Annotated in this window: 23 protein-coding genes; 22 read left to right on the top strand and 1 reads right to left on the bottom strand. The window is 41.7% G+C overall.

Translation table 11 applies throughout. The features are described 5' to 3' along the window. Window positions 1-20: 20 nt before the first annotated feature. The 15 genes from DL92_RS0102670 (at window position 21) to DL92_RS0102600 (ending at window position 15,412) form a co-directional block, all read left to right on the top strand. Window positions 21-1,838, top strand: a complete 1,818-nt coding sequence (locus DL92_RS0102670) for an NADH-quinone oxidoreductase subunit 5 family protein (RefSeq protein ID WP_242845827.1) — start codon at window positions 21-23, stop codon at window positions 1,836-1,838. Continuing rightward, window positions 1,838-2,707: a respiratory chain complex I subunit 1 family protein gene (locus tag DL92_RS0102665; RefSeq protein WP_026654783.1), complete on the top strand. Its 870-nt coding sequence runs from the start codon at window positions 1,838-1,840 to the stop codon at window positions 2,705-2,707. The genes DL92_RS0102670 and DL92_RS0102665 overlap by 1 nt, the downstream gene beginning before the upstream one ends. Window positions 2,708-2,723: 16 nt before the next feature. Further along, window positions 2,724-3,392, top strand: coding sequence for an NADH-quinone oxidoreductase subunit B family protein (locus tag DL92_RS21725; protein WP_026666830.1), 669 nt, complete (start codon window positions 2,724-2,726; stop codon window positions 3,390-3,392). Continuing rightward, a complete protein-coding gene (locus DL92_RS0102655) occupies window positions 3,389-3,721 on the top strand; it encodes an NADH-quinone oxidoreductase subunit C (RefSeq protein WP_026654786.1) in 333 nt (110 codons plus the stop codon). Before DL92_RS21725 ends, DL92_RS0102655 begins: the two co-directional genes overlap by 4 nt. A gap of 14 nt (window positions 3,722-3,735) precedes the next feature. Then, entirely contained in the window at window positions 3,736-4,815 is a 1,080-nt protein-coding gene (locus DL92_RS0102650) for a hydrogenase large subunit (protein ID WP_026654787.1), read from the top strand. A gap of 37 nt (window positions 4,816-4,852) precedes the next feature. After that, window positions 4,853-5,320: a 4Fe-4S dicluster domain-containing protein gene (locus DL92_RS20620; protein ID WP_026654788.1), complete on the top strand. Its 468-nt coding sequence runs from the start codon at window positions 4,853-4,855 to the stop codon at window positions 5,318-5,320. 6 nt (window positions 5,321-5,326) lie between these two features. Continuing rightward, window positions 5,327-7,675, top strand: a complete 2,349-nt coding sequence (gene hypF / locus DL92_RS0102640) for a carbamoyltransferase HypF (RefSeq protein WP_034468351.1) — start codon at window positions 5,327-5,329, stop codon at window positions 7,673-7,675. 3 nt (window positions 7,676-7,678) lie between these two features. Then, entirely contained in the window at window positions 7,679-7,897 is a 219-nt protein-coding gene (locus tag DL92_RS0102635; protein ID WP_026654790.1) for a HypC/HybG/HupF family hydrogenase formation chaperone, read from the top strand. Window position 7,898: 1 nt separating this feature from the next. Further along, the gene (gene hypD, locus DL92_RS0102630) at window positions 7,899-8,945 is read left to right on the top strand and encodes a hydrogenase formation protein HypD (RefSeq protein WP_034468349.1); all 1,047 of its coding nucleotides are present in this window, start codon (window positions 7,899-7,901) and stop codon (window positions 8,943-8,945) included. Between the two features lie 90 nt (window positions 8,946-9,035). After that, on the top strand, window positions 9,036-10,046 hold the full coding sequence (hypE, locus tag DL92_RS0102625; RefSeq protein ID WP_026666827.1) for a hydrogenase expression/formation protein HypE: 1,011 nt from the start codon (window positions 9,036-9,038) through the stop codon (window positions 10,044-10,046). 50 nt (window positions 10,047-10,096) lie between these two features. Next, complete coding sequence (locus DL92_RS0102620; protein ID WP_026654794.1) at window positions 10,097-10,945, top strand: adaptor protein MecA; 849 nt, start codon at window positions 10,097-10,099, stop codon at window positions 10,943-10,945. Window positions 10,946-11,003: 58 nt separating this feature from the next. Then, window positions 11,004-11,714, top strand: a complete 711-nt coding sequence (locus DL92_RS0102615; protein WP_026666826.1) for a pseudouridine synthase — start codon at window positions 11,004-11,006, stop codon at window positions 11,712-11,714. Window positions 11,715-11,819: 105 nt separating this feature from the next. Further along, window positions 11,820-13,862: an NAD-dependent DNA ligase LigA gene (ligA, locus tag DL92_RS0102610; protein ID WP_034468347.1), complete on the top strand. Its 2,043-nt coding sequence runs from the start codon at window positions 11,820-11,822 to the stop codon at window positions 13,860-13,862. Next, window positions 13,852-14,817 (top strand): homoserine O-acetyltransferase MetA, encoded by a 966-nt coding sequence (metA, locus tag DL92_RS0102605; protein ID WP_026666824.1) that lies wholly within the window; start codon window positions 13,852-13,854, stop codon window positions 14,815-14,817. Before ligA ends, metA begins: the two co-directional genes overlap by 11 nt. Window positions 14,818-14,932: 115 nt before the next feature. After that, a complete protein-coding gene (locus DL92_RS0102600) occupies window positions 14,933-15,412 on the top strand; it encodes a hypothetical protein (protein ID WP_026666823.1) in 480 nt (159 codons plus the stop codon). Window positions 15,413-15,469: 57 nt separating this feature from the next. Here DL92_RS0102600 and DL92_RS0102595 read toward each other — a convergent pair whose 3' ends face one another. Continuing rightward, on the bottom strand, window positions 15,470-19,723 hold the full coding sequence (locus DL92_RS0102595; RefSeq protein ID WP_026654798.1) for a 2-hydroxyacyl-CoA dehydratase: 4,254 nt from the start codon (window positions 19,721-19,723) through the stop codon (window positions 15,470-15,472). Window positions 19,724-19,875: 152 nt separating this feature from the next. Between DL92_RS0102595 and DL92_RS0102590 the strand changes: the two genes are divergently transcribed. The 7 genes from DL92_RS0102590 to DL92_RS20925 all read left to right on the top strand — a co-directional run bounded on the left by DL92_RS0102590 (window position 19,876) and on the right by DL92_RS20925 (window position 26,488). Then, window positions 19,876-20,787: a hypothetical protein gene (locus DL92_RS0102590; RefSeq protein WP_026666821.1), complete on the top strand. Its 912-nt coding sequence runs from the start codon at window positions 19,876-19,878 to the stop codon at window positions 20,785-20,787. A gap of 95 nt (window positions 20,788-20,882) precedes the next feature. Further along, window positions 20,883-21,761: a membrane protein gene (locus tag DL92_RS0102585; RefSeq protein WP_026666820.1), complete on the top strand. Its 879-nt coding sequence runs from the start codon at window positions 20,883-20,885 to the stop codon at window positions 21,759-21,761. A 7-nt stretch (window positions 21,762-21,768) separates the two neighbouring features. Continuing rightward, entirely contained in the window at window positions 21,769-22,536 is a 768-nt protein-coding gene (locus DL92_RS0102580; RefSeq protein WP_026666819.1) for an RNA polymerase sigma factor region1.1 domain-containing protein, read from the top strand. After that, window positions 22,533-22,949 carry a hypothetical protein gene (locus DL92_RS0102575; protein ID WP_026666818.1) on the top strand — a complete coding sequence of 139 codons (417 nt, stop codon included), beginning with the start codon at window positions 22,533-22,535 and terminating at the stop codon, window positions 22,947-22,949. Before DL92_RS0102580 ends, DL92_RS0102575 begins: the two co-directional genes overlap by 4 nt. A 228-nt stretch (window positions 22,950-23,177) precedes the next feature. Next, on the top strand, window positions 23,178-23,864 hold the full coding sequence (locus DL92_RS21220) for a hypothetical protein (RefSeq protein ID WP_026666817.1): 687 nt from the start codon (window positions 23,178-23,180) through the stop codon (window positions 23,862-23,864). Between the two features lie 3 nt (window positions 23,865-23,867). Further along, a complete protein-coding gene (locus tag DL92_RS0102565) occupies window positions 23,868-25,685 on the top strand; it encodes a hypothetical protein (protein ID WP_197027232.1) in 1,818 nt (605 codons plus the stop codon). An 11-nt stretch (window positions 25,686-25,696) separates the two neighbouring features. Beyond that, a complete protein-coding gene (locus DL92_RS20925) occupies window positions 25,697-26,488 on the top strand; it encodes an SH3 domain-containing protein (RefSeq protein WP_026666815.1) in 792 nt (263 codons plus the stop codon). The last annotated feature ends 43 nt before the right edge of the window (window positions 26,489-26,531 follow it).

Genomic DNA, 26,531 nt, shown 5'->3' with positions numbered 1-26,531 from the left:
TGTTTAGAAGCCTTCTTATTATGGCAGGTGGCTTTGCAATCATGGGTGTGGCTATTTATGTTGCCGTCAATGTTCTAATGTCCGGTGATACATCTCAATTTGTATACTTGGAACATCCGGAAATTCCCGAAAAGGTAATTCTTTGTGGGGAAGTCTTTTTAATGGGACTTGTATGTTTTCTCAGTATTAAGTACAAAAAGTATTATGCAATTATTTTCTCGCTTGTCGGAACTATCCCCGTACTTTGGATGGATTTGACACACAAGGCGGTTGAAGGAAATACTTGCCTCAGAATCGATACATTTGCTGCCGTAATGTATTTGATCGTTGGTTTCGTAGGTATTCTTATCTGTATCTACGCATCAGGTTATATGAAGGATTATCACCATCATCACACAGATGTTGAAGACCGTTCCGGATATTTCCTTGCGCTTATGTTTGTATTCCTTGGCGCAATGTTCGGACTTATTTCTTCAGATAATCTTGGATTTATCTATTTCTTCTGGGAGATCACAAGTGTATGTTCATTCCTTATGATCGGATACACAAGAACAGAAGAGGCTGTAAATAACTCATTCAGAGCTCTCTGGATGAATCTTTTGGGTGGATGCGGATTCGCGGCAGGACTCATGTATTGCAATATGGTTCTCGGCATCTCGAATCTTAGTGAGATCACACCCGGTGTTTCTACTACAATTATTGTTCCGGTAACTTTATTTGCATTTGCCGCTCTTACAAAGAGTGCGCAGTTCCCATTCTCAAGATGGCTTTTGGGAGCGATGGTTGCACCTACACCTTCAAGTGCACTTTTGCACTCTGCAACGATGGTTAAGATCGGTGTATACATGCTTATCAGACTTGCGCCCGTAATGTTCGGAACTCTTACGGGAGTTATGATCACCGTTATCGGTGGATTTACTTTCTTTGCGGCATCACTTCTTGCGATTACAGTAAGCGACGGCAAGAAGGTGCTTGCTTATTCGACAATTTCTAACCTCGGTCTTATTACCGCATGTGCGGGAACAGGAACAACCGAAGGCGTTTGGGCTGCAGTTATGCTCGTTCTGTTTCATGCGGTTTCAAAGTCACTTTTGTTCCAGACAGTCGGAGATATTGAGAACTGTATGGGAAGCCGTGACATTGAGGATATGCATGGACTTATAATCAAACTTCCCAGACTTGCATTTATCATGATAATCGGTATTTGCGGAATGTTCATGGCACCGTTTGGAATGCTTGTTTCAAAGTGGGCTGCTCTTAAATCATTCGTAGATTCCGGTTCTGTTTGGCTTGTTCTTTTCCTTGTTTTCGGATCGGGAAGTACGCTTTTCTACTGGGCAAAGTGGCTCGGTAAGATCTGTGCGGTTATTCATCAGTCATTTGAACTTGAAGATATAACTCCGAGAAGTGAGATGGTATCTATTTTCCCTCTTACTACAATGATAGTTATCATGTGCTTTGCATTCCCCTGGATGTCAGGAAACATGATACAGCCTATTCTTGATGAGGCTTATCACACAAATATCCCTGATGTTATCGGCGGAAGCGATGTTATCATCATGATGATAATGGTTGCGATGGTATTTATGATCCCTATCGGTTCCAGAATAATGTCCATCGGTAAGAATAGTAAGATGACAATGTCTTACGTTGCCGGTGTAAATGCAGGAGATGACAGACATTATATCGATTCTTTCGGTAAGGAGAGAGCACTTTATATGTCTAACTGGTACATGGATGAGGTCTTTGGTGAAAAGAAATTCTTAAAGCCATGTATCTATGTTGCGACTGTTCTGGTTGCCGTTATGCTTATTGTTGTTGTCGGAGGTGCTATCTGATGAATATTTATATGATCATAAGAGTTTTATTATATATTCTTTTGGCACCTGTTTTAGGTGGTCTGCTTTCGGGAATCGACAGAGTTTTCTCGGCTCGTATGCAGGGAAGACAGGGTCCCCCTCTGTTTCAGCCTTTCTATGATGTGTCCAAGCTGATGAGTAAGCAGACAACCGTTGTTAACAGTATTCAGGTGTTGTTTGTTACAAGTTATCTTGTATTTACTATATTTACAGGTGCGTTGTTTTTTGCCGGCGGAGATATGCTCTTAGTATTCTTTGCGCTTTCCATGTCAGAAGTAGTTATGGTTCTTGCAGCTTTTTCAACAAACGGACCATACAGTATAATGGGCGCACAACGTGAGCTTTTGCAGATGATGTGCTATGAGCCTATGACACTTCTTGTTGCTATCGGATTCTATTATGCAAACGGAAGCTTCATGGTTGATGAACTTGCGAAAGCAGATATTCCGGCTATTGCGCAGATTCCCGGCTTCTTTATAGGCTTTGTCTTTGTACTTTTGATCAAGCTCAGGAAATCACCTTTTGACCTTAGTACTTCACATCATATGCATCAGGAGATGGTAAAGGGGCTTACAACGGATCTTTCCGGCGGAAACCTTGCACTTGTCGAGATCGCAGAGTGGTATGATGTGGTACTTATGATGGGTATTGTGGGAATGTTCTTTGTTACTTCTGCACCTATCAGTATTCTTGGAGCTGTTATCGCATGTGCTGTTGTATTTTTCCTGGAAACACTTATCGACAACCTGTTCCCCAGAGTTAAGTACATGACAATGCTCAAGGTTACCTGGTCGGTTATATTGATTTTTGCAGGTACAAATTTGCTTATTCTTAATGTGTTGAAATAAGAAGAGGGAATGATATATGAAAATATCTAAATCACCATGGGTGTTACATTATGACGGATCCAGCTGTAACGGCTGTGATATAGAAGTTTTGGCTACGATGACTCCTCTTTATGACGTGGAGAGATTCGGAATTATTAATACAGGTAATCCCAAGCATGCAGATGTACTTTTGCTTACGGGAGGAATGAATGCGCAGACGGCACCTGTTGTAAGACAGCTTTACAACATGATGCCCGATCCAAAGGTTGTTGTTGCGTGCGGAATCTGTGCATGTGACGGCGGAATCTTCAAGGAATGCTACAACATTTTGGGTGGCGCCGACAAGATCGTTCCGGTTGACGTTTATGTTCCCGGATGCGCGGTAAGACCGGAAGCTCTTATTCAGGGCGTTGTTAAGGCGGTTGGAATCCTTGAAGAAAAGAAGAACAAGTTAAAACAGTCAATGAAGGCCGGATATTGTACTGTAGACTACAGCAAGATGGCTGTTCATATGACTGAGGAAGATTATAATCCTGCAGATCAGTATGATGCTGTTCTTACGGAAGAGGCCCTAAGAGAACAGGCGGAAGAGAAGATCAAAGCTTCTGCAAAGCCTGCTCCCAAGCCTGTGGCACCTGCTGCAGCCGCTACTCCGGCACCCGCTGCAAATGCGGCAAATACTGAGAAAGGAGACAAAAAACAATGAATACCGAGTTTGTAAATGTTAATCCCGAGAATGTCATTGACGAGTCTCAGAAGCTTAAATTTGCAGGATATCATCTTATGCAACAGTGCGCTACAAGAGTTCCGGATGCTTTTGAACTTATTTATACATTCGGAAAAGATCTTGAAGTTAAGCAGCTTAAGATAACTCTTCCCGAAGAGAATGAGATTTCCAGTATCACAAGTATTTTCCCTTGTGCATTCATCTATGAGAATGAGATGCACGATCTCTTCGGAGTAAAGATCAAGATGATAAATATTGACTATGAAGGAAAGCTCTATCGCACAGCTATAGAGACACCGTTTAAATAATTGGAGGAACTGTAATGTCTAACAGAAGTGTAATCCCATTCGGACCTCAACATCCGGTTCTTCCGGAGCCTATTCACTTAGATCTTGTTATGGAAGATGAGAAGGTGGTTGAGGCTATTCCTTCAATCGGATTCATCCACAGAGGTTTGGAGAAGCTGGTTGATAAAAAAGATTTTAATGAGATGGTATATGTTGCAGAGCGTATCTGCGGTATCTGTTCTTTGGGACACGGTCTTGGTTATTCCGAGGCTGTTGAGCATATCATGGATATTGAGGTACCTGCAAGAGCCAGATATATGAGAACTATCTGGTCTGAGCTTAGCAGAATTCATTCACATCTTCTCTGGCTCGGACTTTTGGCAGATGCTTTCGGATTTGAGAGCCTTTATATGGACTGCTGGAGACTCAGAGAGGAAGCTCTTGATATGTTTGAAGAGTCTACGGGCGGACGTGTAATCTTCTCGGTTATGAAGATTGGCGGAATCAGAAGAGATGTCACAGACGATCAGCTCAAAGATTTTGACAACAGAATTTCCAAGATGGAAGAAGATCTTAAGGCTATCGCAAGACCTTTCCTTGAGGATGCTGCCGTACAGACAAGACTTAAGGGAGTCGGTGTTCTCAGCGCAGAGCAGGCAGATGCTCTCGGATGCACCGGACCTTTCCTCAGAGCAAGCGGAATTGTAAGAGATATAAGATCTACCGGATACTGTGCTTACGGAGATGTCAACTTTGAGCCTATCGTAAGCAGTGAAGGTGATTCATATGCTCGTACATATTGCCGTATACAGGAGATTTTCCAGGCATTTGATATTATTCACCAGCTTATTGCAAAGATGCCTGACGGACCTATCGAGGCGCCTGTTAAGGGAATGCCAAACGGCGAGTATATGATGAGAATCGAGCAGCCAAGAGGCGAAGCTCTTTACTACGTTAAGGCAAACGGAACCAAGTTCATTGACAGAATGAGAGTTCGAACACCTACTTTTGCAAACCTTTCAGGTCTCGTAGAGATCCTTAAAGGCTGCGATCTTGCTGATGTTCCGATTCTTGTACTTACGATCGATCCTTGTATCAGTTGTACAGAGAGATGATCGCACTTCGTGAACACAGCACAGATAGGAGATTGAAATGGCATTTGTTAGTTTTAAAAATACAATTATAAAAAACCTTTTTTCAAAGCCATATACCAGAAAAACCGAGAAAGAGTTTCCGGAAGGAACAAGAGGTCATGTCGAGAATGATATGGATCTTTGTATCCTTTGCGGTCTTTGTTCCATAAAGTGCCCGACTCATGCCATCACGGTTGATAAGGTAGAAAAGACTTGGAATATCAGACCTATGAGCTGTATTCAGTGCAGATGCTGCGTTGACAGCTGCCCTAAGAAATCTCTTTCTATGGGAACAAGATTCCAGGAGCCCGGCAGTGAGAAGGTTGTAAAATCATTTAAGCAGTCTGAGAAGGCTATTGCCGCTCAGGAAGCTCTTATGAAGGCTGCAAAAGAAAGAGCTGCTGCCGCAGCCAAGGCAAAGGCTGAGAAGGAAGCTCAGGAGAAAGCGGCACAGGAAAATACTGCTGAGAAAAAAGAAGACAAATAATAAATAATGATACTTTTGATCAAAGTAAAAGGGGCGGTACAAGGCGTTGGCTATCGCCCCTTTATTGCACAAAAAGCAACTGAATACGGATTGAAAGGCTATGTTAAAAACATAGGAGCAGCTGTAGAAATTCTTGCGGCGGGAGATGAAGATAGGCTAAGGGCATTTTCTTGTCTCTTAAAGAAGGAATATCCTGCGGGTGCTTTTATTTTAGATGTTGAAATATCGGAAGCTAAGGATGAGTCTGTAGAGTTCGAAGAGTTTTCAATTGTTGAAAGCGCGGATGTTGATCTTTCCTCGGAACTTCCTGTTTTTCTGCCGGATATAGGGATATGCGACGATTGTCTTTCCGAGATGCTTGATGAGAGTAACGTCAGATACGGATATCCTTTGATAAGCTGTGCATCGTGCGGCCCAAGGATCAGTATAGCGGATGCGCTTCCTTACGACAGGGACAATACCGCGATGAAGCCTTTTAAGATGTGCCCTGTCTGTGCGAGCGACTACAAGGTAGGAAGACGAAGACACGCACAGACTGTATCGTGCTTTGAGTGCGGACCTCAGTTTGTTCTTGAGTATAAAGAAAACGGAGAGGCATTTACTGAGGATAAAAGCGCTTCTGTTTCTAAAGCAATTAAGCTTCTTCGAAACGGCAAAATTTTGGGCTTAAAAGGTGTTTCGGGTTATCAGCTTGTCTGTGCACCCAAAGAAGATGTTGCGGCAAAATTACGGGAAATAAAGGGGCGTGAGAGCAAGCCTTTTGCAATCATGTTCAGTGAGGCTGAGAAAGTAAGAGAGTATTGCAAAATAACTCCTTTTGAAGAGCAGATCCTGAAGTCATCCGCAAGGCCTATTGTTCTTCTTGATAAGATAAAGGATTTTCCAAAGAAAGTATGCGGAGACAGCGATTACATAGGGGCGTTTCTTCCTTCTGCCGGAATTCACAGGCTTTTGTGTGATGCGCTCGGACCTCTTATCGTTACGAGCGCGAACATATCGGGCGATGCGATGGTGACAGATGACGCGGAATTCGATAAAGTTTTCTTTAGGCGCGATATGGTTGAAGGTGGTAATGAAGATTACAAAAATCACTGTGTTGACGGCGTTCTTAGACATGAGCGAAGAATAAACATGGCACAGGACGATTCTGTGGTATTTGTTTATAAGAATCTTTCGGATAAACTCACTTCGAATGAAGAATGCCGGGATAATGCAGAAAAGATGTTGTTTATAAGGCGCGCAAGAGGATACGTACCCCTTCCGCTTATATTACAGAATACATCGGGATGTTATAAGACCGTTCTTGCACTTGGAGGAGATTTAAAGAGCACTTTTTCTTTTGCCAAAAAAGACAGAGTGATAACATCGCAGTATATCGGTGATCTTGAGGACTTGGGATGCCTTGAGAACTTTAAGAAATATATAAAAAGATATATAGATCTCTATCATATAAAGCCCGATATGATCGTCTGCGACCTTCATCCGGGATATCATTCCGCGCAATATGGCAAGAACCTAGCGGATGAAATGGGATTGCCGCTCTATGAAGTTCAGCACCATTACGCACATGCACTTTCCGTGATGGCTGAGAATTCGCTTGAGAGCTGTATCGGTGTTTCTTTTGACGGAACGGGATATGGAACTGACGGAAAAATCTGGGGCGGAGAGTTTTTGCTTTGCAAGAACACAGAATTTGTAAGGGCAGGGCATCTTTCGTATGTGAAACTATGCGGAGGTGACAAGGCTTCCGTTAATGCGGAGCTCGTTAAGTCGTGCTATGAATACGGCAATAATGAAGGAGCTGGGATAGATCCGCTTATAAAGGCAGCTCTTTTAAATAATATAAATACATTTGAGAGCTCGAGTACGGGCAGGCTTTTTGACGGTGTCTGCGCGCTTCTTGAGATAAAAGAACAAAATTCGTATGAAGGTGAATGTGCGATACTTCTTGAAAATGCCGCGAGAAGGGGCATGAATTTGAATAAGCCCTGTATTTCATTTAAGATAGATAGGGCGGGTGATATGCTTATTGCGAATCAGCTCAAACTTTTTGATGATATAAAAAAGGCGTATAACAGCGGCAAATATGAAAAAGAAGCCATCGCATATGCTTTTCACGAGGCACTTGCAGGGGCTGTCGTCAAAATGTGCCGTCTTATCAGAGACGAGCATAAAGAAAATAATGTATGTCTGTCAGGAGGCGTTTTTGCGAACAGGATATTGCTTGAAAAGGCTGTGAGCGCGCTTTCGGAAGACGGTTTTAGTGTATATATAAATGAGTTTGTGCCTGCGGGAGATGCGGGAATATCGCTCGGGCAGGCGTATTATGGTTTATTATCGCAGAAAGAGGTGTAAAAAATGTGTGTTGCGATACCCGGAAGAGTTATAAGTATGGACGGCACAAAGGCTACCGTTGATTTTAGCGGGAATATTGTTGTTGCCGATGCGGGACTTGTTGATACGAAAGTTGGCGACAGAGTTCTTGTCCATGCGGGATGTATCATTCAGACAATGAGTGATGAACTTGCGGATGAAGTTGAAAGTCTTATGAAAGAAATTGAGGATTTAAGTAACTGACATGGCAGGTTTTGATATAAAAAAGATTGCAGAAGAACTGAAAAACTATGACGGCGACGAAGTCCGTATCATGGAAGTTTGCGGTACCCATACAGCTGCGATATCAGAAAACGGCATTCCTTCCATGCTTTCCGACAAGATAAAGCTTATTTCGGGACCGGGATGCCCTGTTTGCGTTACTGTGACCGCGGTTATCGATAAGCTTATCGAGCTTTCCATGCGAAGCGATACGGTGGTCCTTACGTTCGGTGATCTTATAAGAGTTAAGGGTACAAGTATGTCTCTTGCGGAAGCAAAGGGCGAGGGAGCGCACGTGAAGATGGTCTATTCGCCAATGGAGACGGTTAAGCTTGCAAAAGAAGATTCGGATCACAACTATGTTTTTGCCGCTATCGGATTCGAGACCACAACGCCCGTGTATGCGATGGTCTTGGAAGAAGCTGAAAAAAATAATCTTGATAATCTTAAGCTTCTTACGTCATTAAAGACTATGCCCGAAGTCATTAGATATGTCGTAAAAAACGGCGGTGGGATCGACGGATTCATTGCTCCGGGGCATGTTGCCACAATTACGGGAAGCGATATCTACAAAGAACTTTCTGAGGAACTCGGCATTCCTTTTGTAGTTTCCGGATTTGAGGGCGCACAGCTTCTTTTGACCATATATTCTCTTGTGAAGATGAAGGGAAAAGGCGGATTTAAGAACCTGTACAAGAGCGCGGTAAAAGAAGAAGGCAATATCAAGGCAAAAGAAATCATCGAAAAATATTTTAAAGCTTCTGATGCATCCTGGAGAGGAATGGGAAAAATTCCGGGTTCAGGCCTTATCTTAAGAGAAGAATACAAGAAATATGACGCGGGAAGCGATATGCTTGATGAGGACAATATGCCGCCCGGATGCAGGTGTGCGGATGTTCTTGTTGGAAAGATAAAGCCCTGCGATTGCCCGATGTTTGGAAAAAAATGTACGCCCGATACGGCTCACGGAGCATGTATGGTTTCAACGGAGGGAAGCTGCTATAACTATTTTGTTTCGGGCAGAAGATGATTTTTACAGATACAATAATTTCTATCGAATCAAAATCTTTACGCTATTATGTGGAGATAAATTTTAGATGACTGACGAAAGAGGCACGGTATGAAAGTTACAATGGCTCACGGAAGCGGCGGAGAGTCCACTTCAAAGCTTATAAAAGATGTTTTTGCAAAATATTTTAATAACGATATATTAAATAAACTTGAGGATTCCGCGGTTGTCGGAGGAGCAGCGAGACTTGCGATAACAACCGACAGTTTCGTGGTGACCCCTATAGAATTTCCCGGAGGAAACATCGGGAGACTTTCTGTTTGCGGAACGGTAAACGATCTTCTTATGAGCGGCTCTAAACCCATGTATATAACATGCGGATTTATCCTTGAAGAGGGACTTGATCTCGATGTCCTTGAGAATCAGGTCAAGGCTCTTTCTGAGTGTGCAAAAGAGGCCGGGGTTACGATAGTTACGGGCGATACCAAGGTTGTTGAGAACAGAGGCCAAGAAGCGGGACTTATAATCAATACATCGGGAGTCGGCTTTATTTCTGATGATGCAGAATCTATAGGGCCTTCTAATCTTCAAGATAACGATATTATTATTCTTTCCGGAAATCTCGGAGACCATCACGCGGCTATTTTGGCTAAAAGAATGGGAATCGAAAATAATATTAAGTCTGATGCGGCTCCTTTGACGGACGCTGTAAATAATCTAATGGCACAGAAAGTCAGGATCCATGCGATGCGAGACGTAACAAGAGGCGGACTTGGCACTGTTTTAAATGAGTTTGCGGAGAGCTCTTCCTGTGATATAGAACTTTACGAGGATAAGCTTCCTGTATCTTCTGAAGTCAAAGATTTCTGCGGACTTCTTGGACTTGATCCGATATATATGGGCAACGAAGGGAAGTTTGTACTTAGTGTTCATCCCGAAGACGCTGACAGAGCGCTTTCAATAATTCGTAGTTCCAAATACGGCAAAAACGCCGCCATTATCGGCATGGTCAAAAAAAATAATCAGCCTTCCGACATGCATAAAGTGGTGCTAAATACCAATATAGGCGGAAAAAGAGTGATAGGACTGATGTATGGAGAGGGTCTTCCAAGAATCTGCTAAATGTTGTAAAATAGTTATGCTATGCAGTCGTATAAATGCGAGGTAGATTAATGGAATTTAAGAGAATTAACAAAGACACCGTCAACTGTATCATCACAGAAGATGATATGGATGAACAGGGGATAAAGCTTGAAGACCTTTTTGAGAAGAAGAAAGAAGCATTGGATTTTTTACACGATGTAATGCTTAAGGCACAGGAAGAAGTTGACTACAAGCCGACCGGTTCTTTCATGCCGCTTCAGATAACTGTTTTACCCGATCATTCGATTTCACTTACTCTTTCTGAAAATGCATCAGCTTCATTTGGGGAAATCTTAAGAAATCTTACAGAGAAGGCGGGAGTCAATATCCCTAAGAACGTTCTTGAGGACATTGGAGATGCGGTTGATGAGGACAGAATTTCAAGACTTAACGATTATCTCAAAAGTCTCAAGAATCTGACCAATTCAATGAAGAATATAATAAATAAAGAATCTGTTCCGATAAATGTAAACGGTTCTTCAGATAAGAACAAGAACCTTGCCGACAGTCTTTCGGTCGGTGCTAAGAGAAAAGCAGAGAACAGGCGTGTTCATAATGAGGAAAATCTTAAGCAGCTTCAGTTCAGTGAATTTGTATTCACATTTGACAGCTTTATGGAAGTTAAGAAGTTCTGCGCCAAGGCTCCTATGGGCAACAATATCTGCAGCACTCTGTACAAGAATGAGGAAACAGGTAAGTATTTCCTTGATATCAGAAGAGGTGACGAGGATACCAAGAAGTTCGCATCGCTCTTTACGATGGCTTATGAATTCGGACACTTCCAGTGTTCGGCTCCTCAGGCAATCGCTTATATCAGAGAGAGCTATGATTGTATAATCAGAGAGAATGCGATCGAGCATCTGGCACAGATGTTTTAAAGAATAAAAAATAGAAAGAGTTGCTAAGCTAAGCAGCTCTTTATTTTTTGAGGTAAAGATGAGGCTTAATAAATTCATTGCTTCCTGCGGAGTCTGTTCAAGAAGGGAAGCCGATAAGCTTATTGAAGATAAAAGAATAACGATAGGCGGCGTTATAGCTACGTGCGGCGCACAGGTCGAGGATGGCGACACAGTCTGTCTTGACGGAAAAGAGATAAAACCCAAGGAAGATAAGATTGTTCTTGCATATTATAAGCCGGTCGGCGTTGTATGCACCGAAAACGACGTTCATGCTGAGAGAACCGTCATTGAAGATCTCGGATACAAAGATAGAGTAACCTATGCGGGCCGTCTTGATAAGGATTCAGAGGGACTTCTTATCATGTCAAATGACGGCGATCTGATCAATGCGATGATGAGAGCCGCAAATAAACATGAGAAAGAATATGAAGTAACGGTAGATAAGGACGTAACGACTGAGTTTATAACCGGGATGACGTCCGGAGTTTTTTTGCGTGAGCTGGGTGTAAAAACAAGGCGCTGCAAAGTCAGTAAAACAGGCAAAAGATCTTTTACCATAATACTCACACAAGGGCTTAACAGGCAGATTAGGCGAATGTGCAGAGAACTTGGCTACGAAGTTGTAAAGCTTAAGAGGGTGCGCGTCATGAGCGTTAAGCTTAGCGACTATAATCTTAAACCGGGCGGATATGCCGAACTTTCCGAGGAGGCAAAGAAGCTCTTGTACGGCGAAGCGGGAGTTAAATAGTTTGTCCCAATTTGAGAATTTACTGATATAATAAATTTGTTGTCTGCGTGAGCCGCTATGGATTCGCGAGGCAGGTTAGTTTGTAATAAATTTGGGGAGAGTTATATGTCACTTAATCAAGACACAGATTTGATAAAAAAAGAGTATGAGGGGCTTGTTAAGACAATAAAGCATCACATGGATCTTTATTATAATCAGGATGAACCTGAGATTTCCGACTATGAGTACGATATGCTCATGCAAAAGCTCAAGGAGATTGAGAAAGAACACCCTGAGTTTGTAAAGAAGGATTCGCCCACCAGGATAATCGGCGGTGTTGCGAAGAGGGAAGCCGGAGTTAAGATAACTCACAATGTCCCGATGCTTTCGATAGAGGATGTTTTTAGTAAGGAGGAAGTTGCCGAGTGGATTGGGAAAGTTACCGCAAGGCACAGCGACGCAGTTTTTTCCGTTGAGCAGAAGATTGACGGACTTAGCCTGTCGCTTAGATATTACAAGGATGAAGCTGATGGAAAGCTTCATCTTAGGACTGCGGAGACAAGAGGTGACGGCTTTATCGGCGAAGATGTTACCGAGAACGCTCTTGTTATCCCTGATGTGAAAAAAGTGATCGATCTTCCCTATGAGTATCTTGAACTCAGAGGAGAAGTTTATATGTCCCACGAGGACTTTGATAAGTTCAACGAGATGCAGGAGAAGCTTGGGAAAAAGCTTGCTGCAAATCCGAGAAATCTTGCTGCGGGAACGCTCAGACAGCTTGATCCGCAGGTTACAAAGGAAAGAGGCCTTCGAATGTTCGTGTTTAACGTTCAGGACGGCCCTGAGGAAGTAAAGAGTTCTCATGTTAAGGGACTTGATATCCTTGAAAAAGCGGGAGTTAAGACCGTTTATCACAGGGCATGCGTCTCTTCGAGCGAAGTGAGCGCGGCAATCGATGATATCGGTAACATGAGAGAAAATCTTGATTTTGATCTTGACGGAGCTGTTATAAAGATTGATACGACTTCTTGGAGAGAGGAGTTTTCTACAAGTTCCAAGTATTCGAGCGGCCATATCGCATATAAGTATCCGCCGGAAGAAAGAGTTGTTGTCATGGACGAGATTCTTGTCGATGTTGGAAGAACAGGTAAGCTCACATTTACAGGAAGCTTCCACGATAAAGAGACAGGAAAGGCAGCAAGACTTTGCGGAACCAGTGTTTCAAGAGCAACACTTCACAATCAGGATTATATTAACGAGATGCAGGTCGGAATCGGCGGAGAATATAAGCTGTTTAAGAGTGGCGAGATTATCCCTAAGCTCAACGGCTGTGTAAAAGTGCCTTCCGAAGTTTATAAAGCGCCGGAAACATGCCCCGTGTGCGGTGGCGTGCTTGTAAGAGAGGAAGATACTGCGGATATAAGATGCATCAATCCTATCTGTCCTGCGCAGGTTACAAGAACAATCGCGTATTTCACTTCAAGAGATGCCATGAACATTATGGGACTTGGCGATACTCTTGTAGATGCACTTGTTTCAGAAGGTTATCTTAAGAGCTATGCGGATATTTACAGCCTTAACGAGCACAGAGACGAGCTGATCGAAAAGGGAATCATTGGAAAAGAAAAAAATACGGATAAGCTTCTCGGCGAGATTGAGAAGTCGAAGTCAAATGATGCTGTAAGGCTTCTTACGGGACTTGCGATAAGGAATGTCGGAAAGTCAACAGCCCGTGAGATCATGAAGCACTTTGACAATGTCATGGATCTTTCAAAGGTCACAAAGGATGGATTTCTTCATATACCTGATATCGGAGAGACTACAGCAGGCGATCTTTATGAGTTTTTTCATGATGAGAAGAACCTTGAGGTTTTATCCAAGATGCAGACACTTGGCGTAAATATGACAGCCACAAAAGATGAGGACGCATCAGATATTTTTGCCGGTAAGACCATTGTTGTAACGGGAACACTTCCTACACTCGGAAGAAAAGAAGCTGAAGAGCTCATTGTCAAAAACGGCGGAAAAGCCTCGGGAAGCGTTTCTAAGAAGACAAGTTTTGTCCTTGCGGGCGAAGCAGCGGGCAGTAAACTTACCAAAGCAAACGATCTTGGTATTAAAGTTATAGACGAAGCTGAATTTATGGAGATGATTAAAAATGCCAATTAAAATACAGAACGATTTACCAGCCAGAGAGATTCTTGAAAAGGAAAATATATTTGTTGTTGACGAGAACAGAGCTTGTCATCAGGACATCAGATCGCTTCAGATCTGTATTCTTAACCTGATGCCTCTTAAGGAAGATACCGAGCTTCAGCTTCTTAGATCAATGTCAAATACACCGCTTCAGATTGATGTTTCGTTTATGCAGATGAGTTCTCACCATTCTACGAATACATCACCGAACCATCTTAACAGGTTCTATCATACCTTTGATGAGCTAAAAGACAGGACGTTTGACGGAATGATCATCACGGGAGCCCCTGTTGAGCAGATGCCTTTCGAAGAAGTCGATTATTGGCAGGAACTCTGTAAAGTTTTTGAGTGGACAAAGACAAATGTCACATCGACATTCCACATCTGCTGGGGCGCTCAGGCCGGAATCTACTACCATTTCGGAATTGACAAGAAACCTCTTTCGGAAAAGAGATTCGGAATATATGAGCACAAAGTCATGAACAGAAAGGTTCCGCTTGTGAGAGGATTTGATGATATATTCAAACTTCCTCATTCAAGACATACTGAGACACCTTCCGATGCAATTCATGCCTGCGAAGACCTCATTGTTCTTGCGGAATCTGAGATTGCCGGAGTATTCCTTTGCATGAACAAATCCGGCAGCCAGATCTTTGTAATGGGCCATGCCGAATATGACAGACTTACTCTTGATTCCGAGTACAAGCGTGACCTGGCAAAGGGACTTGATATCAAGATGCCCATAAATTATTATCCCGATGACAATCCCGATAATAAGCCCACACTTCAGTGGAGGAGCCACGCAAATATCCTTTACACCAACTGGCTCAACTATTATGTTTACCAGAATACGCCATACCAGTGGGGCCAGATTCTTGATGAGGAGAAGCGTAAGCTCGCTTCGAAGGGACTTACGCAGAAAATATAAGCGTCTCCATTTGGTTGTAATATATCTCTAAATAAGTTAAAATATATATGTTAACTCGTTTGTTTTGTAATAATAATGTGCATCGAAAAGCGTTGAACGAAAAGGAGAATGCTTTATGGGTCTTGAGCTTGAAAATAAAGAAATTGAAACAAAGAATGAACTTAAAAAGAAACCTACCAAGAAGACCAAAGAGATGCTTGAAGAGAACGCAAGGCAGATAGAAGAGCTCGAGAGCGAAAAAGTTGAGCTCAATTCTATGCTGTCAGATCTTGAAAAAGAAGCAGCGGACCTCGGAGAGAAGTCTGCTCTTAAGATGAAGGTTACACATAGAAAATTTGGTGAAGGCAAGGTTATTTCTCAGGATGGAAAGTACATTGAAGTTAAGTTCAAGGATGTAGTTAAGAAGTTTGTCCTTCCCGGTTGCATCGCTGATAAATACCTCGAAGTTGAGGATGAAGAAGTTTATGAGTACTACGTAAAGTGTAACGAAACTCACAAAAAGCGCATGGATACTGAACTTAAAATTAAATCTGCAACTTATGCCATTCAGAGACATGAGGATGCGATTGAGAAGCTAAATGCAAAGTATAAATAATAATTGTTGTTTGAGCCTGATCGGTAACGGTCAGGCTCTTTTTGATTTTCTCTTATATTAACTTGTCTTTCTGACTTTTTCTTCGACTTTTTTCTGAGCGGTGGAGAGCATCAGCTTGATACGATTGAGCTGATTTACTTCTGAAGCGCCGGGATCGTAGTCTATCGCAACAATGTTGCAGCCGGGATAGAGGTGTCGCATCTGCTTGATTACACCCTTACCGACAACGTGGTTTGGAAGACATCCGAAAGGCTGTGTGCATACAATATTGCTTGCGCCATTCTTGATAAGTTCAACCATCTCACCTGTAAGGAACCATCCCTCACCTGTCTGATTTCCGATATCTACGATAGGTTTAGCGTACTCGACAGTCTCATAGATGTCTGTAGGCGGATCGAAGTGAACACTCTTTTCAAATGCCTTAGAAGCGCTGCTTCGAAGCTTCTCTAATCCCCATATTCCAAATCTGCAGAAGAGTGCGGTCTTCTTGGAAGTTCCGATGTTTTCTGCCTTGTAGATCTGGTTGTAGAAGCAGTAGAGCATGAAGTCCATAAGATCCGGAACAACGGCTTCTGCGCCTTCATCCTCAAGGAGTTTAACAAGGTGGTTATTTGCTGCGGGAGCAAACTTAACCAGAATTTCTCCGACAATACCTACGCGAGGTTTAACTTCGTCTGTGATCTCGATTCTGTCAAAGTCTTCAACGATAGCTTTACACATCTTTTCAAATTTGAAAAGGCTTGGATGCTTTGATGTCACGAATTTCTTGCACTTTTCAAGCCATTTCTCGTGGCATGCGTTTACAGAACCCGGAATTCTCTCATAAGGTCTCATTCTGTAGACACATCTCATGAATATATCACCGAAAATAACCGCATAAGCAGCCTTGATAAACATCTTGGCATCTAAATGGAACCCCGGATTTGCTTCAAGCTTACTTAAGTTAAGAGAAACAACAGGAATCTGTTCCATTCCGGCTTTCTTAAGAGCACGTCTGATAAAGCTTACATAGTTTGTAGCTCTGCATCCGCCACCTGTCTGTGACATCATGACTGCAACTTTGTTGAGGTCATATTTGCCTGATAAGAGTTCATCCATTATCTGACCAACAACCCAGAGTGAAGGGTAGCAGGCATCGTTATTTACATATTTAAGTCCGACTTCGACTGCGTGCCTGTTATCGTTTTGCATTACGACAAAATTGTAACCGCAGGATGCGAAGGCGGGTTCAAGGATGTCAAAGTGGATGGGAGACATCTGAGGAACGAGAATTGTATAATTCTTTCTCATGTTCTCATCAAAGATCACCCTGTTGTATGCACTTGACCTGATTGTTCTTTCTTTATTATGTTGCTTACGAACTCTGATCGCGGCAAGAAGAGATCTTACTCTGATCCTTGCGCTTCCGAGGTTATTTACTTCGTCGATCTTAAGGCATGTATAGATCTTGTCTGAGCCTGCGAGAATGTCATTTACCTGGTCCGTTGTAACGGCGTCAAGTCCGCACCCGAAGGAGTTTAGCTGAATAAGATCAATATCATCCCTTGTCTTTACAAAGCTTGCAGCGGCGTAAAGCCTTGAGTGGTACATCCACTGGTCGGAAACGATAAGAGGTCTCTCGGGCTTTCCAAGGTGCGAAACACTGTCTTCCGTAAGAACCGCAACACCGTAAGAGCAGATCATATCAGGGATTCCGTGATTGATCTCCGGATCCACGTGGTAAGGTCTTCCGGCAAGAACGATACCATGCTTGTTGTTTTCCTCCATCCACTTAAGGGTTTCTTCACCTTTTTTGCGGATGTCGTTTCTTGCATTTTCCATTTCATCCCAGCCAAGTTTAGCGGCTTTGATGATCTCACCTGCAGGAATCTCAGAAAACTCTTTTACAAGAGCATCTGTAGCAATCTCAAGGCTTGTGAATGCCATGAAAGGATTTCTTATCTTAACTTCGCCGTTTGTAATTGCCTCAACGTTGTTCTTTATGTTCTCGGAATATGAAGTGACAATAGGGCAGTTATAGTGGTTGGTTGCACCCTCAACCTCTTTTCTCTCATAGAAAAGACCGGGATAGAAGATAAAGTCAACCTTCTGCTTAATAAGCCACTCGATATGTCCGTGCGAGAGCTTTGCAGGATAGCATTCCGATTCACTCGGGATTGATTCGATTCCGAGCTCGTAAATCCGGTGAGTCGATCTTGGTGAAAGAACAACTCTGTAACCGAGATTTGTAAAGAACGTAAACCAGAAAGGATAGTTCTCGTAGAAATTAAGGACTCTCGGAATACCTACGGTTCCTCTTGTTGCCTTGTCGGCGGTAAGAGGCTCGTATCTGAAAATTCTCTTATATTTATAGTCAAAAAGATTAGGGATATTGTCGGCATTTTTCACCTTGCCGATTCCGCGCTCACATCTGTTTCCTGAGATATGCTGGCGACCGCCTGTAAACTTGTTGATAGTAAGTCTGCAGTGGTTGGTGCATCCCTGACATGTTGTCATGCTCGTTGTGTACTCGAGTTTGTTGATCTGATCGATCGTGAGCATGGTTGTCTTGTAATCATCTGTTTCAAAAAATCTGTCTCTTGCGATAAGAGCAGCACCGAAAGCACCCATGATTCCGGCAATGTCGGGACGGATTGCTTCTGCGCCTGAAATAATCTCAAATGCGCGAAGAACCGCATCATTGTAGAAAGTTCCACCCTGAACAACGATGTGTGAGCCAAGATCCTTGGCATCAGATACCTTGATAACCTTAAACAAGGCGTTCTTAATAACAGAGTATGCAAGACCTGAAGAAATATCGGCAACATCGGCGCCTTCCTTCTGAGCCTGCTTAACTCTTGAGTTCATAAATACAGTACATCTTGTTCCGAGATCTACGGGAGACTTTGCAAACAAAGCAACCTTAGCAAAGTCTTGAACGCTGTAAGACAGAGATTTTGCAAAAGTTTCGATGAAAGAGCCGCATCCTGATGAGCAAGCTTCGTTGAGCTGTACAGAATCAACGGACTGGTTCTTTATATGAATACACTTCATGTCCTGACCGCCGATATCAAGGATACAGTCAACCTTGGGATCAAAGAAAGCAGCGGCGTTGTAGTGAGCGATTGTCTCAACTTCGCCATCATCAAGAAGAAGCGCAGATTTAAGAAGCGCCTCGCCGTAACCTGTTGAACATGCTCTTGAGATCTTAACGCCTTCGGGCATGAGCTTATATATTTCCTGAATGGAAGAAATCGCTGTTTTAAGCGGACTTCCGTTATTGCTTGAATAGAAAGAATAAAGAAGATCGCCGTCTTCACTTATAAGTGCGCATTTTGTTGTAGTAGAGCCCGCGTCGATTCCAAGAAATGCATTTCCCTTGTAATCATCGAGCTTTCTTGTCTTTACTTTGTACTGATCCTGACGCGCTCTGAATTTTCTGTAATCATCTTCATTCTCAAAAAGAGGGTCAAGACGTGATACTTCGGCATCCATGACAATCTTGTGAGACAGTTTTTTTACCATCTCATCCATCTCATAGCAGACGTTCTCATCAGCGTTAAGGGCAGAGCCGATAGCTGCGAAAAGATGAGAGTTGTCGGTCTCTATAGTATGTTCCTCATCGAGATTAAGAGTCCTGATAAATGCAGCCTTGAGCTGGTCAAGGAAGTGCAGAGGACCGCCGAGGAAAGCAACATGTCCGCGAATAGGCTTTCCACATGCAAGACCTGAGATTGTCTGGTTGACAACGGCCTGAAAAATAGAAGCTGCAAGGTCTTCCTTGGTTGCACCTTCATTAATTAATGGCTGAATGTCGGACTTAGCGAAAACGCCGCATCTGGCCGCAATTGTATACAGTGAATTATAATTTTTGGCATACTTATTAAGCCCTGAGGCATCTGTCTGTAAAAGCGACGCCATCTGGTCGATAAAAGAACCTGTACCACCGGCACAGATTCCATTCATACGCTGTTCTACATTTCCGTCTTCGAAATAAATAATCTTCGCATCTTCACCGCCGAGCTCAATCGCTACGTCAGTCTTGGGAGCGAGAGTCTTGAGCGAAGTTGATACTGCAATAACTTCCTGAACAAAAGGTACATCAAGGTGTTTGGCAAGTGTAAGTCCGCCCGAACCTGTGATAACGGGGTGAAGCAGGACATTACCCGACTTCTTACTTGCTTCTACAAGAAGTTCAGCCAAAGTTTCCTGAATGTTTGCAAAGTGCCTTTTATAGTCGGAAAAGATTATATTTCTTTCTTTATCCAAGAGAGCCACCTTGACTGTGGTGGATCCGATGTCAATACCTAAAGTATAGTCTTTAGAAATCATTGTTAACCTCTTCTTATTAATATGCATAATTATATTGATTATAATGCACGAGTGATTAAAAATCAATTTACTGAATACGATATACGCTGCCAAACTCTGTTTAAGATAAAACACTTTATGGTATACTTAAGCATCAGTTTTGGAGATGTTATATGGAAACAGAAATAGATAAGATATTAAAGAAAGAACAAATCAAACAAAAAAAAGAGCAGGAAAAAAATCTCGAAAAAGAAAAAGATCGTGCAAGAGAGTGGTGGGAAGATGTGACCAAACTTTTCTACGAACTTTCAATAGATTCAAATAATAAAAATTATAAAGTATCGCTCGGAACGGTGATAGTAACGGAGGAAATCAAGACACAGGCTATTGAGAAATATGAATCGGATAAAAAGAAAAAGACAATAATGTACTTCATATATCTCGTAGCATGTATGATCTTTTTGTTGCTTCTGACATTATCAGTTTACTTTGGAAGTGTCGCAGGAATATTCTGGGCGCCGCTTTCAATGATCGCAGTTTTTTTTATTATAAAAGCATTTGAAAACAAGCATAAACTTGGGCTTAGAAAATATTTCGACGATAAAGATTCAAATAAGGAAAAACTATATAAGGCAATAGCTCTTTTGGCCAAGGCAAAAGGGTGTACAAAGGATGACTTAAACATCTATTTTCTTGGCGGATTTTTTAAGAAAAGGCACAGTATTTTGGGCCTTCATCACGAACAGATAATCGGAATAATATTTGCGGCGATGCTCATTCCAAGCGTGGCGCAGCTTGTCGATTCAAAGTTTGAGCAGATGATGATTGCGTTTTTTTCGCTCCCCGGACTTTATGATAAGGGAATGATACTTGCAAATAATGTGCCGCTTCTTGGGATTTCATTGTACGGAGTTGTGTTCTGGTTTACGACGCTTACGATATGCGTTCTGATCCAGATTCCGGCAAATATTCTTATTAATGAAATAACTAAGATGCTCACAACTGACCAACTTTTTTATTTCTTTAAAGACTGCATTTTTGAAGACAGACTGAAAAAAGCAAACAAACTTGAAAATGAACAATAAATATAACCTATAATATAAGTAAGTGGCTTGTTTACAATAAATTCTCACAATGATAAAATCAAAAAATATCAAATAAAAAAACAGAGGCTTAGTGAATGAACAAATTTTTGAATGATCTTGAGAGAAAAATCGGTAAATACGCGATCGTAAATCTTACAAAGTACATTGTTATGCTGTATGCCGTGGGTTATGTGCTGCAGCTTGCGCCGCAGAGCGTGAATATAACACGTTTTCTTACGCTCGATCCGTATCTGATCTTGCATGGGCAGATCTGGAGACTTGTTTCATGGGTTCTGATACCGCCTGGAAGCTTCAGTCTTCTTATTATCATAACTTTGATGTTCTATTATTTTGTCGGAACCGGAATGGAAAGGACACTTGGGACATTCAGATATAATGTGTTTATTTTTGGCGGAATGATCCTTATGATCCTCGCTTCTTTTGCGACAATGCTTGTGTATCACGTTTTTTTCGGTATTACAGGTGATGCGCTCGGAATGGTGATGTTCAGGGCGTCCGGTTCGTTTAGCACATATTTTATCCAGATGATGGTATTTCTTGCTTTTTCTGTTATGTACCCGGATATTCAGGTGCTTTTGATGTTCCTCATTCCGATCAAGGTGAGATGGATTGCGATCGCATACGGGCTTATCCTTGCATATCAGTGCATCGGAGCGCTTATAAATAAGGATTTTGCGACATTTTTTGCGATAGCTTCCCAGTTTATCAACTTGCTACTCTTTTATATGAGTACAGGTAATCTCAACCAGTTCAGACCGGGGGAGATCAAGAGAAAAAGAGAATTTAAATCAAGCGTTAAGATGCAGCCTAAGGGAATAACAAGGCATAAATGCGCGGTTTGCGGAAGAACGGAACTTGACGATCCCAATCTCGAATTCAGATTCTGCTCAAAATGTAACGGAAACTACGAGTATTGTCAGGATCATTTGTTTAATCATGTACATGTAAAGTGAGGCTTAAATGGGAAATATAGACAACAAGGAAAAAGAATTTGCAGAGACACTTAAACTCGTCACAAGAACAGCGAGAGAGAACAGAAATATCATTTCCAAGGAAGAGGTAAAAGAGGCATTTGCAGACCTTGATCTTTCTTCCGAGCAGTTCGAGATGGTATTTGAATATCTCAGAAATCACAAGATCGGCGTAGATGAGCCGGCTCCCGAGACCGAAGAGGAGTTTACCGAGGAGGAAAAGAACTATCTCGATGATTATATCAGCAGCTTAGAGCAGCTTCCTAAATTCTCCGATGGGGAAAAAGAAGCTATCAAGATCGGCGCGCTTGCAGGCGAGAGCGATGCCAAGCTTAAACTTATTGATATGTATCTTCCTCTCGTAGTCGACGTTGCCAAGATGTATGCCGATCAGGGCGTATATATTGAGGATCTTATCGGTGAAGGAAACTATGCGCTTACAAAAGGCGTAAATATGCTCGATGCCGTCGGTGAGCCTCAGGAAATTGAGAGTTTTTTGTACAAGCTCATGCTTGATGCGATGGAGAACATCATCGAACAGGACCTCGAAGAAGCCGCAGGCGGCCAGAAGGTAGTGAAACTCGTTCAGGAAGTTGCGGATAAGGCAAAAGAGCTTGCTGACGACCTCAGAAGAAAAGTAACCGTAAAGGAACTTATGGACGAGACCGGATGGGATGAGGATAAGATCAGAACAGCCATCAAGTTCAGCGGTGATAATATCGAAGATCTCGACAGCGGAGAGAAAAAAGAGTCATGAATAACATTGTAAACGATGATGATTTTAAATACTGCATGCAAGATCTTGAGAGGAACTATTTTGGTGCAAGATACAGCTACGATGAGCTTCTTAAGAACGAGATGGTTCCGTTTAAATTCAAAACAATCATCACGAAATATATAAAAGATGATGTGGATCTTGATGTGACATTGGAAAGTCACTTTTATCACATGACCAAAGAGACTTATGACTACAGAGTCTACAAGCAGCTCCGAAGCAGAATAAGAGTTTCGCAGTACAAGGATATGAATAAACCGGAAAAAGGATTTAAGGAGAAGGTTTATACGATTGAGAGCCTTGTGAAGATTCCCGCGGATGAGAAAGAGAAGATGGGGATTATTGTGAGAGAGCTTATTTTGTCGAAATTGGCGCTTTTTGGTTTTAGCGTATAAAAAACTGATTTATAAAAAGTTTATAAATGTTTATAAACTGTCATGAGCTTAGTAAATATCGGCGTTTGCAAAGTACTTTAGGCTTGAATTGATATTCGGTAAAACGTTTATCTGTTGAATGTTATTTTAAATAGTTTTATAATTAAAAACGAAATTTGAATTCTTTGACACAAGTATCAATATCGCATAAAAAAATATTTTTTTATGATGAAAGGAGATGTTTAGTCAATGAACATGAAATTCGTAAAGAGAGTGCTTACACTCGCCGTAGCATTAACAATTGTTGTTATGCCTTTATCAGTTTATGCAACAACTGATACTTCAGCGGGCGATAGCACAACAAGTAGCTCAGGTAGCTCAGGTGGCTCAAGTGGCGGTGGTGGAGGAAGCTCATCAGATTCTTCAAGCAGTTCAGCTACTGTTGAAGGCGTAGTTTCTACACCTCAGGTTATCGTAGGCGGTAAGGTTATCAAATCAACCGTAAGCGGCGCTTTTATTACACGTAATGTAGTAATTGCTGTTGTAGCTCCTTCAGGTGAGATTGCTTCTAAAGCCGGCCTTGGAGCAGGCGAGTCACTTTACTTTAAAGGCTGGGAATTCACAGCTAAACAGTCGCCACTTGCTTATCAGGCACTTACTGATGTTGCAGGATCAATCGGCGGAAACGTTCTTCAGTGCATCGAGCTTAACTTTGGTAAGATGACATATGGTAAGTTCTCAGAACTTGACCCTAGCGTTGTTTCCAGAACAACCATTACATTGCCTAAGAACGCCGATAAGAATAAGAAGCATGCACTTGCAAGAGCAGCTAAGGGCGGTGCAACACAGATTCTTGAGAACGTAAGTGAAGATCCCGCAGCTATCACAAGTGATATCCCGGGCGGCGCAGCAGCTTACGCTATCGTTGAATACTAATCTATGGATCATAAATGTCCTGAGAGGCAACCTATTTCAGGTTGTCTCTCTTTTTTAAAAGAAAACATATTTGTATTGTTGGGGATAATGATTGTTGTCTTTTTATGCATGCATGGGTTGTTTTCTATTTATGGATTTTCGGCATTTCCCGATGAATTCGGTTACTGGGCGCCGGCCGCAGCATTTCTTGGATATGACTGGTCGAATATCACAGCACTTGGTTCCTACTATTCGTATGGATATAGCCTGATTTTATTTCCAATCCTTTTCTTTTTTCATGATTCGGTAATCGCATATAGGGTTGCAATTGTAGTAAATATGCTACTTCAATGCATTTCGATACCTATGATGCATAAGATTCTTACTTTTTTATTCCCAAGTATAAAAAAAGAAACACGACAGATTGTAGCTGCTGTTTCTGTGCTTTATCCTGCGTGGGTATATTATACGCAGATGACTATGGTCGAGGGGCTTTTAAATTTCCTTTTTGTCCTGACTATTTTTTTGATGGTCAGATTTCTGGAAAAAAGGACGATTGCAAGATCGGTCTTGGTATTTATTACGTCGCTATTTATGTATGTTGTTCATATGAGATGCATCGGGACTATAATTGCGACTGTGATATTTATGGCGTTTTTGCTTGTGAGTAATTCTAAGGAAGTTACCGGGACAAAAGTTTCGAGCAAAAAAAAGACAGCTTATCTTATTGTTCCGATTGTAATACTTGTCCTGTTTGCGGGGACGTTTCTCTTTAAAGATTTCATAATAGAAAAAATATACGGAAAAGTTCCGGATAGCGTTCTGTCCTGGAACGATTATTCAGGCATCATATACAGGCTCAGTAAAGTCTTCAGCATGGAAGGCTTTATGAGAATTATTAAGGAAATGTGCGGCAAGTTGTATTATATTGGCTGTGCCACATATGGCCTTGGATATTGGGGGATAGTGGGGCTTTTTGGAGTTGCATATAACACGGTTAGGCATTTACGTGAAAAGAAAAATGATAATTCGCAAATGGCAGGATTATTTATTTTTCTTGCTTGTTTCATGCAGTATCTTGTTGCTCTTGTATATCTTATCGGGGCATCGGATCCTACGAACAAAAGACTTGATCTGTTTCTTCATGGCAGATATATAGATTTTTTCCTTCCGATAGTTATCGCGTTCGGAATTATGGAACTATCTACCTGCAATAAATTATGGATCAAGACGATTTTGATTACAGTTTTCCATGTCTTGTTTATGGTGGTTTCATACTTTGTGATTCTTGGTAATGAGACACATATGGCAAGTGGACACGGATTTACCATGGTAGGCATGAGTTATTTTCATGAGAGAGGCGCGGATACTATACCGTATTTTTATAAAGAATCGGCTCTTTCCATCGGGTTGCTGATATTTATTTTGCTTGTTGTTATTTTGTATCGCTACCAAAAGAAAAATCTCTGGTTGTTCCTGATTGTTCTGCCTCAGATACTACTTAGCCTAAAAGTATGTGATCACTATGTTTTCTTTAATCAGGACAATATATACGGGGATGTTCTGATGGGGCAGATGCTTGAAGATGTGATCAGAGAAAATCCGGGCAAAGAACTCTTGCATGTATATGAGGACGGCGCACAGTATATCGAGATTGTGCAGTTCATTGACAGAGCAAGAGAAATAAATGTGATTGATGGCACAATAGAGGAGATTTCGTCTGACAGATATCTTAATGACAATACTATATTAATTGTTGACATGGACGGCCCTATTTCATCACTTGCAAACGACTATTACAAAAACAATATAACAGTTGGACATCTTAGTTTGTTCTACTAGCGAGGGGAGATATGACAAAGAGATTCAGAGTAGTTGTATTATTGGTAGTATTTGCATTGTTGGTTCTTTTTAGCAGGAATATCGAAGCGGAGGAAAGTGCCCTTGTGACCAAGAGCGGTACGGTAACGCAGCTGGCAGCTCCTGCAACCGCATATGAGCAAAAGGACACTTCTTCTAAAGTAATCGCAGAGTTTTCTGAGGGAGAAAGTGTTTTTATAACAGAGGCAGATGAAGCCTGGACAGAGATCTTCTACAAGGGCGAGACCGGGTATATTCCAACCGATCAGATCAGTAATGAAAACATGGCTACTGCTGAAAAATCAGCACACGATCTCGGAGTTGGTGTTACTGAGGAAATAAAGAAAAATGACTTGGAAACAAGCATTGCAATAGATAATTATCTTAGAAAACAAAAGCAGGAACTAAATTCTTTGATATGGAAAGTGACCATTGGAGTGCTTGTCGCAGCTGTATTTGTGGTGTCGATTATTATTGGAATAATGAATCAGAATGCCATTAAAGAGATTGAAAGTGAAAAAGAGAATAATGCAGATGATAAAAATAAAAAGGACGAAGATATAGGAAATAATGATAATAGCAAAAAAACGGTTGGGGATATAGATGAAAAGGAAAAAGATACACCGTCGTATAAAAATGATAAAGAATCCGATGATAATGATATAGATAAAGATGCCAAAAACAATAAGAATGCAGATGAAATTGACGGCGAGAAGAATAAAGAAGAAAAAGAATCAGATGAAGTAAGAAAGAAGAAAAAGAGAAAAAAGAAGAGAAAACACTAAACAAAAATACATACTCGAATTAATTTTAAAAGTATTCAAGAAA

The sequence above is a fragment of the Butyrivibrio sp. AE2005 genome (genome assembly GCF_000686965.1).
In the GTDB taxonomy this organism is placed as follows: domain Bacteria; phylum Bacillota; class Clostridia; order Lachnospirales; family Lachnospiraceae; genus Butyrivibrio; species Butyrivibrio hungatei_A.
This window is presented reverse-complemented; position numbering and strand designations above follow the sequence as displayed.

Bases quoted from the DNA above. Each gene is read 5' to 3' on its own strand.
- DL92_RS0102585 (WP_026666820.1), top strand. From the start codon at position 20,883: ATGAACAAATTTTTGAATGATCTTGAGAGAAAAATCGGTAAATACGCG.
- DL92_RS0102580 (WP_026666819.1), top strand. From the start codon at position 21,769: ATGGGAAATATAGACAACAAGGAAAAAGAATTTGCAGAGACACTTAAA.
- DL92_RS20925 (WP_026666815.1), top strand. From the start codon at position 25,697: ATGACAAAGAGATTCAGAGTAGTTGTATTATTGGTAGTATTTGCATTG.
- DL92_RS0102600 (WP_026666823.1), top strand. From the start codon at position 14,933: ATGGGTCTTGAGCTTGAAAATAAAGAAATTGAAACAAAGAATGAACTT.
- metA (WP_026666824.1), top strand. From the start codon at position 13,852: ATGCCAATTAAAATACAGAACGATTTACCAGCCAGAGAGATTCTTGAA.
- DL92_RS0102620 (WP_026654794.1), top strand. From the start codon at position 10,097: ATGGAATTTAAGAGAATTAACAAAGACACCGTCAACTGTATCATCACA.
- hypF (WP_034468351.1), top strand. From the start codon at position 5,327: ATGATACTTTTGATCAAAGTAAAAGGGGCGGTACAAGGCGTTGGCTAT.
- DL92_RS20620 (WP_026654788.1), top strand. From the start codon at position 4,853: ATGGCATTTGTTAGTTTTAAAAATACAATTATAAAAAACCTTTTTTCA.
- DL92_RS0102650 (WP_026654787.1), top strand. From the start codon at position 3,736: ATGTCTAACAGAAGTGTAATCCCATTCGGACCTCAACATCCGGTTCTT.
- hypD (WP_034468349.1), top strand. From the start codon at position 7,899: ATGGCAGGTTTTGATATAAAAAAGATTGCAGAAGAACTGAAAAACTAT.
- DL92_RS0102590 (WP_026666821.1), top strand. From the start codon at position 19,876: ATGGAAACAGAAATAGATAAGATATTAAAGAAAGAACAAATCAAACAA.
- DL92_RS0102665 (WP_026654783.1), top strand. From the start codon at position 1,838: ATGAATATTTATATGATCATAAGAGTTTTATTATATATTCTTTTGGCA.
- DL92_RS0102595 (WP_026654798.1), bottom strand. From the start codon at position 19,723: ATGATTTCTAAAGACTATACTTTAGGTATTGACATCGGATCCACCACA.
- DL92_RS0102575 (WP_026666818.1), top strand. From the start codon at position 22,533: ATGAATAACATTGTAAACGATGATGATTTTAAATACTGCATGCAAGAT.
- DL92_RS0102615 (WP_026666826.1), top strand. From the start codon at position 11,004: ATGAGGCTTAATAAATTCATTGCTTCCTGCGGAGTCTGTTCAAGAAGG.
- DL92_RS0102635 (WP_026654790.1), top strand. From the start codon at position 7,679: ATGTGTGTTGCGATACCCGGAAGAGTTATAAGTATGGACGGCACAAAG.
- DL92_RS0102565 (WP_197027232.1), top strand. From the start codon at position 23,868: ATGGATCATAAATGTCCTGAGAGGCAACCTATTTCAGGTTGTCTCTCT.
- DL92_RS0102655 (WP_026654786.1), top strand. From the start codon at position 3,389: ATGAATACCGAGTTTGTAAATGTTAATCCCGAGAATGTCATTGACGAG.
- DL92_RS0102670 (WP_242845827.1), top strand. From the start codon at position 21: ATGGCAGGTGGCTTTGCAATCATGGGTGTGGCTATTTATGTTGCCGTC.
- DL92_RS21220 (WP_026666817.1), top strand. From the start codon at position 23,178: ATGAACATGAAATTCGTAAAGAGAGTGCTTACACTCGCCGTAGCATTA.
- ligA (WP_034468347.1), top strand. From the start codon at position 11,820: ATGTCACTTAATCAAGACACAGATTTGATAAAAAAAGAGTATGAGGGG.
- DL92_RS21725 (WP_026666830.1), top strand. From the start codon at position 2,724: ATGAAAATATCTAAATCACCATGGGTGTTACATTATGACGGATCCAGC.
- hypE (WP_026666827.1), top strand. From the start codon at position 9,036: ATGAAAGTTACAATGGCTCACGGAAGCGGCGGAGAGTCCACTTCAAAG.